Source organism: Mucilaginibacter sp. GW821-FHT07G05 (assembly GCF_059418565.1).
Map to the genome: position 1 here is coordinate 429,968 of NZ_JBWKQC010000001.1, position 15,509 is coordinate 445,476.

At 44.6% G+C, this 15,509-nt stretch carries 8 protein-coding genes; 3 read left to right on the top strand and 5 right to left on the bottom strand.

All coding sequences use genetic code 11. The features are described from left to right. The first annotated feature begins 2 nt into the window (after positions 1 to 2). Positions 3 to 1,184 (top strand): glycoside hydrolase family 130 protein, encoded by a 1,182-nt coding sequence (locus tag AC07NA_RS01695; protein ID WP_494895129.1) that lies wholly within the window; start codon positions 3 to 5, stop codon positions 1,182 to 1,184. 70 nt (positions 1,185 to 1,254) lie between these two features. Here the strand turns inward: AC07NA_RS01695 and AC07NA_RS01700 are convergent, their stop codons facing one another. Continuing rightward, on the bottom strand, positions 1,255 to 3,432 hold the full coding sequence (locus AC07NA_RS01700; RefSeq protein ID WP_494895131.1) for a TonB-dependent receptor family protein: 2,178 nt from the start codon (positions 3,430 to 3,432) through the stop codon (positions 1,255 to 1,257). 391 nt (positions 3,433 to 3,823) lie between these two features. On the opposite strand from AC07NA_RS01700, the gene AC07NA_RS01705 reads away from it, so the two are divergent. After that, complete coding sequence (locus tag AC07NA_RS01705; protein WP_494895132.1) at positions 3,824 to 5,029, top strand: AGE family epimerase/isomerase; 1,206 nt, start codon at positions 3,824 to 3,826, stop codon at positions 5,027 to 5,029. Between the two features lie 67 nt (positions 5,030 to 5,096). Here the strand turns inward: AC07NA_RS01705 and AC07NA_RS01710 are convergent, their stop codons facing one another. Beyond that, a complete protein-coding gene (locus AC07NA_RS01710; protein ID WP_494895133.1) occupies positions 5,097 to 7,583 on the bottom strand; it encodes a glycoside hydrolase family 9 protein in 2,487 nt (828 codons plus the stop codon). 165 nt (positions 7,584 to 7,748) lie between these two features. Here AC07NA_RS01710 and AC07NA_RS01715 point away from each other — a divergent pair, with 165 nt between their 5' ends. After that, positions 7,749 to 9,368 carry an AGE family epimerase/isomerase gene (locus AC07NA_RS01715; RefSeq protein WP_494895135.1) on the top strand — a complete coding sequence of 540 codons (1,620 nt, stop codon included), beginning with the start codon at positions 7,749 to 7,751 and terminating at the stop codon, positions 9,366 to 9,368. A gap of 83 nt (positions 9,369 to 9,451) precedes the next feature. On the opposite strand, the gene AC07NA_RS01720 is transcribed toward AC07NA_RS01715, so the two are convergent. From AC07NA_RS01720 to AC07NA_RS01730, 3 genes are read right to left on the bottom strand one after another with little or no spacing between them, the layout of a single operon-like run. Beyond that, positions 9,452 to 10,453: a glycosyl hydrolase gene (locus AC07NA_RS01720; RefSeq protein ID WP_494895137.1), complete on the bottom strand. Its 1,002-nt coding sequence runs from the start codon at positions 10,451 to 10,453 to the stop codon at positions 9,452 to 9,454. Positions 10,454 to 10,483: 30 nt separating this feature from the next. After that, positions 10,484 to 11,806: a vanadium-dependent haloperoxidase gene (locus AC07NA_RS01725; protein ID WP_494895138.1), complete on the bottom strand. Its 1,323-nt coding sequence runs from the start codon at positions 11,804 to 11,806 to the stop codon at positions 10,484 to 10,486. Positions 11,807 to 11,815: 9 nt separating this feature from the next. Next, the gene (locus AC07NA_RS01730; RefSeq protein ID WP_494895140.1) at positions 11,816 to 15,400 is read right to left on the bottom strand and encodes a VCBS repeat-containing protein; all 3,585 of its coding nucleotides are present in this window, start codon (positions 15,398 to 15,400) and stop codon (positions 11,816 to 11,818) included. Between the last annotated feature and the right edge of the window lie 109 nt (positions 15,401 to 15,509).

Here is a 15,509-nt window from a genome sequence, read left to right on the forward strand (position 1 = left end):
AAATGAATATAGATTTTAGTGAACGACTGGACAAGATCAAAAGCGATTACGAAAAGCTGGTTATGCTTAAAAATGAACCGGCCGACGATACCAATGGGGTGTATCAGCGTTACAAAAACCCTGTATTAACGGGCAAACACGCGCCCTATTTTTGGAAATACGATCTTAACCCCGAAACCAACCCTTTATTGCTGGAGCGTATTGGTATAAATGCCACTTTTAATGCCGGTGCCATAAAATGGAATGGAAAGTATTTGCTGGTGGTTAGGGTGGAGGGCAGCGACAGAAAATCTTTTTTCGCCGTTGCTGAAAGCCCCAACGGTATAGATAATTTTCGTTTTTGGGAGAAGCCCATATTGGTACCCGGGCACCCCGATCAGCAGGAAGATACCAATATTTATGATATGCGCCTAACCATGCACGAGGATGGTTTTGTGTACGGCTTGTTCTGCACCGAACGCCGCGACCCGGAAGCGCCTGCCGGTGATCAATCGGCTGCTATAGCGCAATGCGCCATTGTGCGTACCCGCGATATGGAGACATGGGAGCGGCTTGCCGACCTTAGGACGCCTTCGCCGCAACAGCGTAATGTGGTATTGCACCCGCGTTTTGTTGACGGTAAGTATGCTTTTTATACACGCCCGCAAGATGGTTTTATTGAAGCCGGTAATGGTGGTGGAATAGGTTTTGGCCTGGCCGATAATATGGATAACGCCGTTATTCAGCAAGAATTTGTGATTGACAGCAAAGTTTACCATACCATTAACGAAGCCAAATTAGGCTTAGGCCCCGAACCTTTAAAAACCGAAAAAGGTTGGCTCCACCTGGCTCATGGCGTGCGTAATACCGCCGCCGGTTTACGATATGTGCTGTATGTTTTTATGACGGATAGCGACGACCTTACCCGCATTATTCACAAACCGGCAGGCTATTTTATAGCCCCGGAGGGGGATGAACGGGTTGGTGATGTATCTAACGTGGTGTTTTCAAATGGTTGGATAGCCGATGAGGATGGTACGGTTTATATTTACTACGCGTCGTCAGATACACGGATGCACGTAGCTGTTTCTTCGATAGATAAACTGGTTGATTATGCTGTTAACACACCCGAAGATGGTTTAACATCGCTGGCATCTGTAAGGAGCATTTTTCAGTTGGTTGATAAGAACAAGGCCTTTATATAAGCTGTCAACCATAAAGAAGCCCCGGCGCATCGTTAAGTATGCTGCCGGGGCTTTTTCTTTATCGGGATATTTATAACTTGATAACCATGGTTGTGGAGAACGATCTGCCGTCGGATGGCCAGATACCCGGACCCGGATAAAACTGCGGGCGTTTGGTAAAATATTGCCTGTTAAAGGCATTATTCAAGTTAAGCCTTAATTGCAGGTGACTGCTTATAAATACCGAGCTGTTAAAATCGAACAGGTGATAGGCCGGTACAAGTCCTGCTGAACCAGTTGCGGTTGGTGCAACCGAATTTAAGGCATCGGCAAAAGTATTGCCGGTGTAGCTGTATAAGGCGCTAACGCTTACCCGCTTTACTTTTAGCGTTACGCCATTGCGGCTTTGCCATTCGGGGGCGCTTTCTACCTTATTACCATCAATATTAACATTGGTATTGCCCGATCTTACATTGGCATCTTTATAAACCGCGTTCATGTAGGCCGTAGCGGTGAATACTGAAAGCACAGCGGTACGGCCAAGCGGCATATCAGCTTGGGTGAACAGCTCAACGCCCCTTGCCAAAGAATTGCCAATATTAGTACGGAAGATGATCTCATCCCCGGCACTATTCTTTTGCGCCAGTGTACCAAGCCTATTTTTATACAGGAGCTGAAAATAGCTTACATCCCATTGCAGTATTTTCCAGTTGCCCCTAAAACCTGCTTCGAGATCGTAGCCGCGCGCGTCCTTTAAATTTTTATCGGCCAGTTCATATACCGATGTTGGGATGATATCCTTAAATATTACCGGGCGGTAAGCCTGCGACCATCCGGCGTACGCGTTAATATTACTGCTTACAGCATACTGGGCATTTACCCCCAATAAAGGGAAACGGTGTTTGATAGTGTTAGGCACATCATTGGCAGGATAGTTATTGATAGTCCCCGTCATATTGGTTTCGCCCGATTCAACCCTTACACCTGCATTTACAGAAAGTTTGCGTGTAAGCGCGAACCTGTTCTCGGCAAACAGGGCAATATTATTGGTTTTGTATTGCATATCTCGCCCCCAACCGGGTGCAACCAGCGACAGGTCGTAATCATCACCGGTAGTGCCCTTTCCTAACTGCTGGCGGTGCAGGTTATTATTCATATACTGTATACCTGCGGCAAGGCTGCTGTTTAAATTAAATAAGGAATAAGTCTGCAATAAACGTAATTCAGTAGTGTAGCTGTTAAAATGATCGATATCAACCTGCCTGTTTGCATATTGCAATGTGGCCGGGTCAATAACATCAACCGTTGTGGTGGGTTTATCAAACAACACGCTTTTGCGCGCGCCTACAATAGCCGATGCGGTTAGCTTCAGTAAGGTATTTCTCCCGGCTTTCCAGTCTACACTTATAGATGGCACATTGATCTCCGGACTATAATAGTTACGGGACCGGGTTGACATACGCGGATCGGCATTGAACATGGCATCGGTAAGCGGGCCGGCAAGGTGCGTTACATAGTCAGACCGTGTCCATTCCGCTTTTATAAGCAATGATGGCGAAGCATCGTAATACAAGGTTATATCCTGCGCGTTGAATTTCGAATCGGAATTTTTTCGATAGCCATCTATCTTTTTATTGTTGAACCAGGCATAGTACCTGAACTTGCCCTTAGTGCCGTTTATTGAATTATAAGTACTCAACAAACCGTATGAACCTACCGTATTCACGCTTTCAAAAGCGAATTCTTTCGCTCCCGGCTGTTTGCTTACATAATTAAGCATCCCACCAAACTGGGCACCGTATTGCAGCGAACCTGTACCCCGTACCAGTTCGATCCTTTCCACTGCTTCCAGCGGAATATTGTAATGACTGGCAGGGTAACCATACATATCCGAATTGGTTATCACACCATCTTTACGGATATTGAACTCCCAGCCACGATGCGGATCAAGGCCCCGGGTTGAAATATTGGTTTGGTTGCCGGTGCCGTCCATGTCGTACACAAATACGCCCGGAATTTTGGCAAAGATCTGCCTGCCGAATTTTTCGGTAAGGGCGGCATCTTTATTGGCCAGCTCGATCACCTCATTCTTTTTGCCCGAATAAATGAAAGTCCCTTTAATTGAATCCATCCGGCTAATATCTTTTTGCTTGCGGATGTTGAATATGATCACCTCATCCAGCGTTTTTGAAGTATCCCTGCTTTCCGATTGAGCAAAGGACACCAGACATGGGATTGTGAGTAATAATGTGGCGTAAAGTTTCTTCATTATAAATAATAAGGTGTGTTAAAAACTATAATGAAAACGTCATTGTAATCAGGTTTAAAATATAGTTAATCAGGTATCGGCATCCGGATGATTTGCCCTCGGAATCATTAGGCGAATTTTATTCTTATTAAAATTGATATTAAAGTAATTACTTCTTTTTAAAAATAATAAAAAAGTTTAAAATTTAAAAAATCGAATTACAGTTATTTAGCAATGCGCTACGGTAACAATTTATAATTATTATCTAAATAAAAACATTGTACCATAAATTGAGCAGTAACAGATGTTTAGTATAAATAATTGATAAAATAGTATTAATGTAAACCTCTTTGGCATCGTAGTTTTGGTATCATCTAAAAGTTTGGTATTAAAAAGCTTTAATAATTTAACCTTGTCAGCACAGCAACATTTCAACCTGTACAAAACCGAAGTAACATCCGAGCTCAACCGTATACTCGATTACTGGTTGCGTTACACGCAAGATGATGTGAACGGTGGTATCATTGGCCGGATAGATCATGAGAACAATATATTTGCCGACTCGCCCAAAGGCGCTGTTTTGAACGCGCGTGTGTTGTGGGCGTTTGCTGCCGCTTATCATCTTAATGGCAACAACGATTATCTTGCCTTGGCAAGCCGCACTTTTGATTACCTGGTATCAAATTTTATAGATGAGCAATACGGTGGTGTTTATTGGACGGTGGACCACCGCGGCATACCTCTCGATACCAAGAAACAGGTATACGCTACGGCATTTGTAATCTATGCGTTCAGCGAGTACTACAAGGCCTCGGCAAATGAAAAAGCGAAACAGGAAGCCATCAACCTATATAAAATACTGGTTAAAAAGAGTTACGACATAGAGCATACCGGTTACCTCGAAGCGTTTACGCGAGATTGGCAGCCAATTGATGATCTGCGCCTGAGCGCAAAGGATGCAAATGAGAAGAAGACCATGAACACCCACCTGCATGTGTTAGAAGCTTATGGCAACCTGTACAGTATATGGCCCGATGCAGGGCTGAAAACGCAGATACAAACCTTACTCAATAACTTTACCGATCATTTTATTGATAAGCAAACAGGTCATTTATCATTATTTTTTGATGAAGACTGGAATAAGAGCTTTAATATTATTTCGTACGGGCACGATATTGAAGCTTCGTGGTTATTGCTTGAGGCCGCGGAAATTATTGGCGATGAAGAACTGATACCCGTATTTAAAAAATTGGCGATTGTAATGGCCGATGCAACGCTGGAAGGGCTTGACAACGACCATGGGTTATGGTACGAATACGATGCCGACAAACACGGACTGGTAAAGGAAAAGCACTGGTGGGTACAAGCCGAGGCTATGGTAGGGTTTTATAACGCCTGGCAGGTGAGTGGCGATGTTAAATATGCCGAACTATCTACACAGGTATGGCATTTTGTTAAACAGCATATTTTGGATATGGAGAGAGGAGAGTGGGTATGGGGCATTACAGCCGATGGTGAACTAATGCCGGGTGAAGATAAGGTGGGTATATGGAAATGCCCTTATCATAACAGCAGGGCCTGCATTGAAATTATTAACAGGATAAACCGGGCTCTATAGGTTCTTCACATAAAAAAGGCAAAGCTACCATTAGGTAACTTTGCCTTTTTCATATCGACGCTTTCTGTTATTTCTTATTTAACACATGGTCTGCTGCCATGGCCAGGAAAAGGTAATCAGTAGTGCCTCCGCCTAATACATATTCGCCTTGTTGCCACAGGAAAGGCCATTTCAGCAATTCAGGAAAATCCGGACGGATCAGTGCCGTACCCGAAGCGCTGCCGCCCGGTATGTACGACCAATCGGCACGGTTAAAGCCATAAGCGGTGGTCATTGATTGCGAACCAATCCCCGATACGAATGACGATGTATTTGAACCCGGATGGCAGCCCAAAACAAAGTTGAGCGCATCCAGCATATAATCGGCCGGTACAATATCAGAAAAGTAGGTATGCAGAAAGTACTGCCTGAAACCAAAATTTTGTATCCCCCAGCCGGCACCCCAAATATTGGGTTCATATGGTACACTATAAGGCGTTTTTTTGCCCTGCTGCTGTATGTTGGTATACAGCTTTTTTACCGCGCCGGTAATTGCAGTTTGGTAAGCGGGGTTTTCAATAACTTTTAAAGTACGGCCAACAAACCAGCCGGTATTATCAATATCATTAACAATATCCTGTGTTTTAGCAGTAAGATAGTCGGCATATATTTTATCCTTGGTAGTTAAAAATAGTTCCGTGGCTAAATGTATACGCTGCGATACCTGTTTTTCGCCCGTGGTTTGTTCCCAAACCTGTTTGGCTATTTGTACGCATTGGCTTGCGAGGGTATCATTATAACCCTGCATTGCCCTGCCGGCAGCCGCTAATGCGGCGGCGGTTTCTAATTCGCGGGTCGGATTATTTTCGGTAAATACCCAGCGGTCGTCGGCCCAGGCATTGGTTCCTGATACGGTAGTAATGGGTTTTGATGCGTTGAAAGGCACATTGTCAGTCAGGTTGGCCGCGTCGCCCAACAAAACGTACTGCCTTATGGTAGGTTCAATAATGCCACGGTAAAAGCGCCCCATCGCCTTGTAACCACCCGTTATGGAAAGCAGGCCATGCTCAATTTGCTGTAACAGGTCGGGTTTATTATCGGGCTCGTGTATTTCGGTAATTAAGGTTTGCTGGTTAATGGAGGTATTATCATGCTTCTCGCCAAACTCCTCATAAGCAAGGGTTAAGCCATATACCGTTTCCGCTTGCGATTCAACCCGAAGGTCAAAATCACCTGCATCATGCCAGGCACCACGATTCAGCATAGGTACATTATCGCCGGGTTTAAATTTGGTAAGGGTTGAGTTGCCTTGTAGATAACCATCAAAATGGTTGGAATCAAGCGGGGCCATGCGGGCATCATCCAAATGACACACGCCATGCCAAACCCTGTATTTGTCGTTTACGCGCATGTGGCACATTTGCGCGGGCAAAAAGTAATCGAGCGTTGGCTGCCATACATTTTCTTTATATACATCGGCTGTAATAGCAAACGGATTAGATTGATACTTACCGTACCGCACTACATACATACCCGGGCGTTCTACCTTGCTAAAATCAAGCTGAAGATAACGGTACCGTAAAAAATAGCCCCAGGTAGTAGCCGCTTGCGTGGTAACAGGCTCATAGCCGCCTTTTTCGGCAATGCGCAGTAATGATACCGGCGCGGTTTTCAGGTCATGTTTATCCAACTCTATCACCGCTATTTTTTGTTGCAGGGGATGGTAACCAACCTGCGAAACCTGTATTACCGGTTCCGATTTCCAGCCTTCTACCGCGTTTGGTGTAACCAGCCATTCAATAGCATTTTTGGTAGCGCCTTTAGCCACCAGTGACCGCACTACAAACCAGCCGTTGTTATGCTTGCCTCGTCCGTCAAGCAGTTCAAGGTCGCCGCCCGATAGGTTTTGGATCAGCATACGTTGCATGGCCTGTTCGGGGGCAATGGCAAGCGTCTTACCTTTCTCCATAGGCATTACCTGCGTTTCACCATCGGCATCTTTATACATTTGCCCATTGGCCTGCTGCGGAAATATGCCCGGCTTGCTATCCATATAATATGATTTGCCGAACAATATGCCCGGGAAAAGCTCGAAATTGAAACCAACCTTGCCTATCCATGAATCGGGCAGGGGTTTATCCAAATCAACAATTATTTTGAAAGCCTTACCCGCCGGCCTTACCCGTATGGTATAAGCAAAGTTAAGATCGGGGTAAATAATGGGGTTAAATCCTTTGCGGTTTATTTCCGGGTTCGGGTATTCCATCCGTACGCTTACCTCCTGTGTAGCCGGGTTAACCACCCGTTTGCCAACCTTAGGTATAGGCGACCACTGGCCAGGCGTAGGTTCAAGCCGAAGATCGCCATTGGTGGCAACCCGCTGGCCGTTTTGTATAATACCCACACCGCCCTGGTGCCCTTCGGGATAAAAATCATGGGCCAGCATTACATTTACGCCGCCGTATTCCAAGTATTCCTGTTTGTTTAGAGTGATAGCCTTAGGCTGCTGGGCAAAAGTAGCGGTAGCGCAGCCGGTAATAGCCGCAAAAGTTAATAGGTTTAATAATGATCGCATCAAGATGTTGTTTTAAAGGTTTTACCTCGCAGGCAGGATAAATAAAGATACCCCGAACCGTAAGCTCGCTTATAATGGTATTTTAACAAATGCTTATTGTTTCTTGACGATATGCCGCAATCACTGCCAGCACCGCTTATTTTTAAGCTGATAAATTATTAACCCATGAGGAGTACCTGTTTAATGCGTCGCTTACTATGCAGCGCTGCAACCGCGGCCACGTTACTATGGTCAGCCAATACCTACGCGCAAACCGAACGCTTAAAAATTGCCCGTGAAATGAACCGATCTGCAAGGGTAGAGTTACTTGATAAATGGTACCCTAAAGCTGTGGATACATTACATGGCGGCTTTTTAAGCGCGTTTACGTACAACTTTCAGCAGGGTGAAAACCAGGAAAAAATGATCGTTACCCAGGCCCGGCATGTTTGGTCAAATTCAAAGGCATCGTTAATGTACCCGCAGGTGGCTTATTTTAAGGCGGATGCAAAACATGGTATAGCGTTTTTAAAAGAGAAGATGTGGGATAAAACCAACGGCGGCTTTTATACCCTTGTTACACGCGAGGGCGACGTTATCAATACGCCTTCATTCGCGGCAAAGGAAGCCTATGGCAACTCCTTCGCTATTTATGCTTTGGCTGCAAACTACCAGGCAACGGGGGATACCGCTGTGCTGAACTTTGCCAAACAGGCTTTTTGGTGGCTCGAAAAACACAGCCACGATCCTGTTTATAAAGGCTACTACCAGCACATGGAGGCCGATGGCACGCCGGTTAAAAGAACGGCCGCTTTCGCTTCCACATCCGACATGGGATACAAGGATCAAAATACCTCCATCCATTTGCTGGAGGCTTTTACCGAACTGTACACCGTTTGGCCGGATAGCCTGCTGAAAGTACGCTTGCAGGAACTTTTGTTTTTAATACGCGATAAGATCACTACACCGAAAGGCTACCTTAATTTGTTCTTTCAGCCCGACTGGACCCATGTTTCTACCAGGGATTCAACGGATGAAAGTATACTTAAACACCGTTACCTCGACCATGTATCTTTTGGCCATGATGTAGAAACCGCTTACCTGATGCTGGAAGCTTCGCACGTTTTAGGGATACATAATGATGCCGTAACCATGAAAGTTGCCAAACGAATGGTTGACCATGCCTTAAAAAATGGTTGGGACGGTAAGACGGGAGGCTTTTATGATGAAGGTTATTATTACAAAAACAAACCGGGCGTTACCATCATAAAGGATGGGAAAAACTGGTGGGCACAGGCCGAAGGATTGAATGCCTTATTGCTTATGTCTGATCATTTCCCAAAGGATAGCATGCAGTATTATGCCAAATTTAAACAGCTGTGGGGCTATGTGCAAACTTACCTGATAGATCATGAGAATGGCGATTGGTACCAGGGAGGGATAGATAAAGATCCTGAATATAAAATGGCTTTAAAAGGGCAGATCTGGAAAGGGACGTATCATAATTTCCGTGCGCTGATGAATTGTGTATTAAGGCTCGATCCTGATAGGCAGGCACCATCTGTGCCCAAAAATGTTAAACTAAAAACTGACCGATCTGGTATTCAACTTACATGGCTTGCCTCAACAGATAACCGCCAGTTTATGGGTTACAATATTTACAGCAACGGTAAGCGTATAGGTTATACCCCTTTAACAACATTTACAGTTGAATCTCCATTAATACAAAAGAACGCCGTATACACTATACAAGCTGTGGATTTGCAGGGCAATACATCTTCTAAGAGCTCTGCCGCAACTCGTTGATTTGGAAAAAAAATAAAACCATATAGGCCGCGACATTTTACTGTGCGGCCTTTGTGGTTTTATATGACTATTTCTTCGGATGTCTACTTGTAAGCAGGCGCTTCGCCTAATGACAGTGTTTTGGGGTTGGCGTATACTTCTTTTACCAGTTCGTGGGTGTTATGTGTCCATAGCCAGCTGGTCCATACCATAAACCAGGTCCACTCGGGTTGAGCTTTTAGTATGGCGGCCTTGGGTAGTTCGCCCACTTCAGTTAACGCTATAGGTTTGCCGTTGGCGAGTGCCAGCAATTCGTTATAATCCTTTTGCTCGTAATCGGCATTATAGATATCGGTGCCCAAAATGTCAACATATTTAGCGCCAGGATAATAGTACTTATAAGGAAATGCTTCATCCTCCGGCAAATCGCGCGGGCCATTCGCACCCCAAACCCATATAAGGTTGTTTAATTTGTGGTAGTTGGTATAGCGATCGTACATCATTTTCCATAATTTGGCTATGCCATCCGGCCCTTTTTTATCGCCCCACCAAAACCACACTCCATTCATTTCATGGTAAGGCCGCCATAAAACAGGTATATGCGCGTCCTGTAGTTTTTTCAGCCATAAGGCCACCTGGTCTATCTGTGCCAGCCATCTTTTATTAAGTTCGGTATTAGGGGTTATCAGTTCCTTCCATTGTTCGGGTGTGAGTTTTGCCTGCACGCTTTCTTTCCATCCGTAAGGCGGATTATCACTTGGGCGCCCCTGATGCCACATAAGGCAAATAATGTAGCCCTCTGCATATTTTTTTATCGCCTCGGTAACAATGTCCTGGCCCGGATCTTTGGTGCCGTTCCAGATAAAATCGCTGCCCCACAACGCGGGCTTTTTACCCGTGATAGCCTTAACGCTATCAATAAATTTTTCAGATTCGTGATTATAGTTATGTTGGCCTGAAATAAGGTATTTCCCTTTAATACTGTAGATGTAAGTGAGTAATTTACGTGCTTCCGGAGTGGTGTTTGGATTAACCGGTTCGAATTGTTTTTGCGCAAAGGCTCCCAGCCCCGCGCATAACGCGAGTAATGTAAGTTTGATTTTCATGATGTTTTTAGTTTGTTACCTGTATGGTTCTTACTTTTTTATCTTTAACTGACTGATGATATAGTCGCTCACTTTTTTACCCTGCAAGGCGCCCTGTTCAACACTATTCTTATAATGGATACCACCGTAAAAGCGACTTATAGAGGCTTCATCTGCGGCTTGTACAAATGATTTAAAATCGCGTTTCATACCTATATAGTGCAGGTCGCTGGTATCCTGAAAAGCGAAGTTGTCGCCGAATAAATGTGTAAGCATTACTGCCGCGGCACGTGTAATGGTGCTATGCCCGCTCGGATATTCCGGGAATGGGGGCGTTTGCAGGCGTGATGTCCAGGTTGGGTCTATTTTATCATTAATAACGCTTACCGGTCGTATGTAATTGGTTTCGTACTTGGTATTCCAACAGCAAACAAAGGCATCAAACATACTCACTGCCGTAAGGGCATAAGCTTGCGCTGTTTTCACCGCGTCGGCATGGGTTTGTTTACAGGCAATAGCGGTAATGCCTATCCAATGGCCGCCCGGCGTTATTTTTTTATTGGCAAATGTGAGGTGACCGGCATGTTCTAAAACAAAAGGATTATCGTCCCAATAGCGGGCAATGTCCTTCTGCTCGTCGGTAAGGTTTTTACTTTGCTCGTAAACGGCCACGTTCTGCTTGTAATAGTCGCTGTTTTTATCTTCACTGTAGGGCGGCGGAGGTGGGATAGAGATCCGGGTTGATGAATCGAGAGCGAAAGTTTTCATGGTACCCCAGCAATACTCTACACCATCTAAGTAATCGGGCGGGGTAGGGTGCCATTTACCGGGCGCGTTACTGCCCAAAAACCGGGGCTTGCCTCGTGTTTGCAGGTAATTATCCGTTACCAAACGTTTAATGATAGTTTTAGCGATCTTATCACCAAATGCAACCGACCAAGCGTACGTAGAATCATCCAGCGCGTTTTTAAAACGTGCGTGCAGGCCATCCTCATAAGCTTTTAAAGAATCAACTGAGAAGGTTACCTTACGGGCTACCGTAAAAAATGCCTGTGTGGCTGCCAGTGTAAAATTATATGTTTTATCCTTTTCGGGTTGGGGCATGGCATCGAAGCCTTTTAACTGTGTCGTTAACGACTCATAGCCGGGCTGCCCAAACCTAACCGCTTCGTACGATGCTAACGACGCGTAGGCATAAATACGGCTTGCAACGGGAGGAGTAAATACATCATATATAATGAGCTGTGTTAATTTATCCTCGTTTTGGTGCAGCACATCAGTATCATTAATAGCCTTAATATTACCCGTTTTTTTATTTTGGCAAGCTGTATAACAAGCAATTAGTATAAGCAGCGGAATAAAAAGTTTCTTCATAATACCATATTATTTTAGGTTAACGGCCCGCATTTGGCCCTTGCTGTTAACTATAGTTACACCCACCACATTTGCGCCCACACTCAAAAACCTACCCGATTGCGACAGGAACGATGAGCCGTAATAAAGTTCCTGCTTTTGTGTTTTGCCATTGCTTAGTTTAAGGGTGGCAGCTATATCAAACGGCCCGGTTTTAACATTTCTGTTCGCTTGTTTTAATTGCATTACTTGCAGTTTTCCACGGTTTTGGCTGGCTGCCAGCATGTAACCTCCTGTGTTGTTTTGCAGCTTTACAAGCGCTTTACCATTGCCGGGCAGGTAAATACCACTCTCCAATATTGATAACGGCTTAAAGTTGCCTTTACCATCACCCTTTAGTAATAAGCCGTTCAATGCGTCATAGCGCCCGGTGGATACATCGGTACCGTAATCATTTCCGTTTATGGCTACATCAAGGTTACCGTCGCCATCAAAATCATCAGCAACCATGCCGTTAAGGGTGGAAATTTGCGCCTGTTTAGGCAGCGGTATCATGGTGAATTTGCCATTGCCATCGTTACGCAGATAGCATGATTGCAGCATATTTGCTTTCAGTTTTAAGGCTCCTTCTTTTTGTTCGGGCGATAGGATATCGTCCATAGTAGCCTCGGCGTATGATTTGTAGTTGGTATACTTCTTTTTAAAGCTGATCATTTGCTTTAAAATATCGTCGCGACCTATTGCCGGAAATTCCTTTCGTTCGCCATTAGCATCAGGAAAGTAAATTGACGGGATAGCCGCGAAACCACCGTTCTTATCAAAATCTTTAGCGATAATACCTACAGGGTACTGATCGCTGGCCTGGTAAATAGTGTTCAAGCCAACGTTACCCACTATATAATCCATACGGCCGGTATGCCTGAAATCACCCGCGATAATGGTGTTCCACCAACCTGATTTATCGCCCACACCGGTAACTGGTGTAACATTTTCAAATCTGCCTTTATTATAACGCATAAAGGTAACGGGCATCCATTCACCGGCCAGTATCAGGTCGGGGTGGTTATCGTTATCAAAATCGGTGAATAAGGCGTCGCACACCATACCTATATTCTTTAAAGCCGGGGCGGCAGTTGCCGTAACATCGGTAAACTTAATCAGTCCATTTTGGCTGTCGTTCCGCAAAATAAAACTTGATACAGGCTTAGGGTAATTCCATGGATCAACCCGGCCGGATACAAACAGATCGAGCTTGCCATCGCCGTTGTAGTCACATGCCCTTACGCAAAGTTTGCTGGTGCTGTTAACCGGCAGGGCATTGGTAGTTAAGGTGAAGCTCCCCTTGCCGTCGTTTACATATAACCTGTCCTGATATACCGCACTACCGGGTTCAGCGTGATAGCCGCCACTCGCAGCGTACAAGTCCAAGTCGCCATCACCATCGGCATCAAAAAGGAGCAGCCCGGCATCTTTAAAATCTTTTGTCATATCGGTACCTATAGCAAACAGGTTTTTCTTAATGAACTTTCCGTTGGGCTGTTGTAACAATATTTGCGTTGGCTTAAAGGCACTGCCGCCTATTACCACATCATCGAATCCGTTTTTATCAATATCACCAACAGCCAATGCAGGGGTATATTCGGATAGTTTATGGGGTAATAATTTTTGAATATTAAAGTCAATAAAATCAGGATCGTTATTTACCACATCCACACCCAAAGAATCGGTAATTTCTTTAAACAGGGCATTGGTCGCGTATTGAGGCACATCTAATGGATAATTATCGGCAGCGTTGCTTTGCCTTACCGTTATTTCGGCATCGGCTTTTATGTTGGTGAGTTTTTGTTTTTTGTTACCCGGCCATTTAATAATAATGGAGTCTATCAAACTAACCTTTCCCAAACCGAAATGAGCCACATTCTCCATTGATGAAAGGTAGCCCCGGTAGGTGTTATTTTCGGCTACCTGTTTTTTGCCTTTGTCATAATATATTTCGGCAATAGCGCCAAGGCCATGTACATTGTTCTTGTTGCCGTAAAACTTAAGTTTAAGGTAGTGCAGGTTATTTAACCTGGTCGTATCATCGCGCGATGTGTTGCGATAAACGGATGCCTCATCATTTATATTGCTCACCACCATATCCAACGCGCCATCGTTATCCAGGTCAACATAAACGGCTCCGCTCGAAAAGTTCTTTACATCCAGCCCCCAGCTTTTACTTACATCGGCAAAGGTGAGGTCGCCATTATTTAAAAAGGCGTAGTTATGCAGCTTTATCTGTGGAATTTGCTTCAGCATTTTATCTTTCGAGGTAACGGCATAGGCCTGCTGGCGATAGGTCATGAAATCATGATCTGAAACATCTTTCGGGAAACCGTTGGTTACTACGATATCGCGGTAGCCATCATTATTAAAATCGGCCACAAGGGGAGTCCAGCTCCAGTCGGTTTGTGATATACCGCTCATAAATCCAATTTCGCTGAATGCGGGGCTGCCAATTTTGCCTTGCTGCCCAACACGCGGACCCTGATTTAGCTGTAATGTGTTGCGCACATACTGGTACTGGTAGCCGTAATAATCAAAGTTTTGATAGGTTTGATAAGTGGATGGCCCCAGCATCATCTTCTTACGGAAATTATCTTCCGGGTTCATATCCAATTCTATTACATCGGCCAGGCCATCGTTATTAATGTCAATAATATCCTGGCCCATAGAATTATAGGAAGTGTGCTTAAAGTATTCTTTAGTACGATTGGTAAAAGTACCATCGTGATTATTGATGTACAGAATATTGCTCGATATAAAATCGTCGGATACATAAATATCCTTCCATCCGTCATTATTGATATCAACCGTAGTAGCGCCGTGCCCGTAGCCATCCAGGTTGATACCGGCCTCTGCCGATACATCATGAAATACGGTATGCTGCAACCGGGCATCCCAATCGTTACGATATAATCTGCCCCGGCTATGTGTGGGAGCGGTATTGGTTTTGCCAAAAATACCGGGGTTATAACTTGCGGTGGCGGTATTAACGGTGAGGTACATATCGAGGTCGCCGTCGTTATCATAATCAAAAAAGCTGCCCATGGTTGATTGCTCTTTTACATCAAGCCCATAAGCTACGGCCATTTCCTTAAATATGGGGATTCCTTTATTGTTCTTCCCCTGGTTAATATACAACAAGTTAGCGCGCCGTGCGGGATCGGCGTAAATGGTATTGCACACGTAAATATCCAGCAGCCCATCGTTATTAATATCGATGACTGACACGCCGCGTCCCCAGCGGCCCATACCATCTACCTGCGCTGTTTTGGTTACATCTTCAAACTTAAAATTGCCCCTGTTAAGGTACAGCCGGTTTGATACCATATTGCCGGTAAAGTAAATGTCTTGCAGACCATCGTTATTAAAATCGCCAATACCCACGCCGCCGCCATTGTATATGTTAACAATATCCAAAGGGTTGATGGAGTCGGTTTCAGTGATGTCATTACTGAAGATTATACCCGAATACGAAGAGGGGATTGCCTCGAACAGCGTAGGCTGCTTTTTTTTGCACGAGTACAAACCTAAAAAACACAATATAAGTGCAGCAATGTGAAATTTCTTCATCGTTAGGTATAATTGGGAGCAATCCGTAATGCGCGGTTATGATATAATATTACAAATTTAACCCCTGATATTCAGTGCGTTTTTTAATTACCAGCAAAAAAAGGCTTCT

Bases quoted from the DNA above. Each gene is read 5' to 3' on its own strand.
- AC07NA_RS01695 (WP_494895129.1), top strand. From the start codon at position 3: ATGAATATAGATTTTAGTGAACGACTGGACAAGATCAAAAGCGATTAC.
- AC07NA_RS01700 (WP_494895131.1), bottom strand. From the start codon at position 3,432: ATGAAGAAACTTTACGCCACATTATTACTCACAATCCCATGTCTGGTG.
- AC07NA_RS01710 (WP_494895133.1), bottom strand. From the start codon at position 7,583: ATGCGATCATTATTAAACCTATTAACTTTTGCGGCTATTACCGGCTGC.
- AC07NA_RS01715 (WP_494895135.1), top strand. From the start codon at position 7,749: ATGAGGAGTACCTGTTTAATGCGTCGCTTACTATGCAGCGCTGCAACC.
- AC07NA_RS01720 (WP_494895137.1), bottom strand. From the start codon at position 10,453: ATGAAAATCAAACTTACATTACTCGCGTTATGCGCGGGGCTGGGAGCC.
- AC07NA_RS01725 (WP_494895138.1), bottom strand. From the start codon at position 11,806: ATGAAGAAACTTTTTATTCCGCTGCTTATACTAATTGCTTGTTATACA.
- AC07NA_RS01730 (WP_494895140.1), bottom strand. From the start codon at position 15,400: ATGAAGAAATTTCACATTGCTGCACTTATATTGTGTTTTTTAGGTTTG.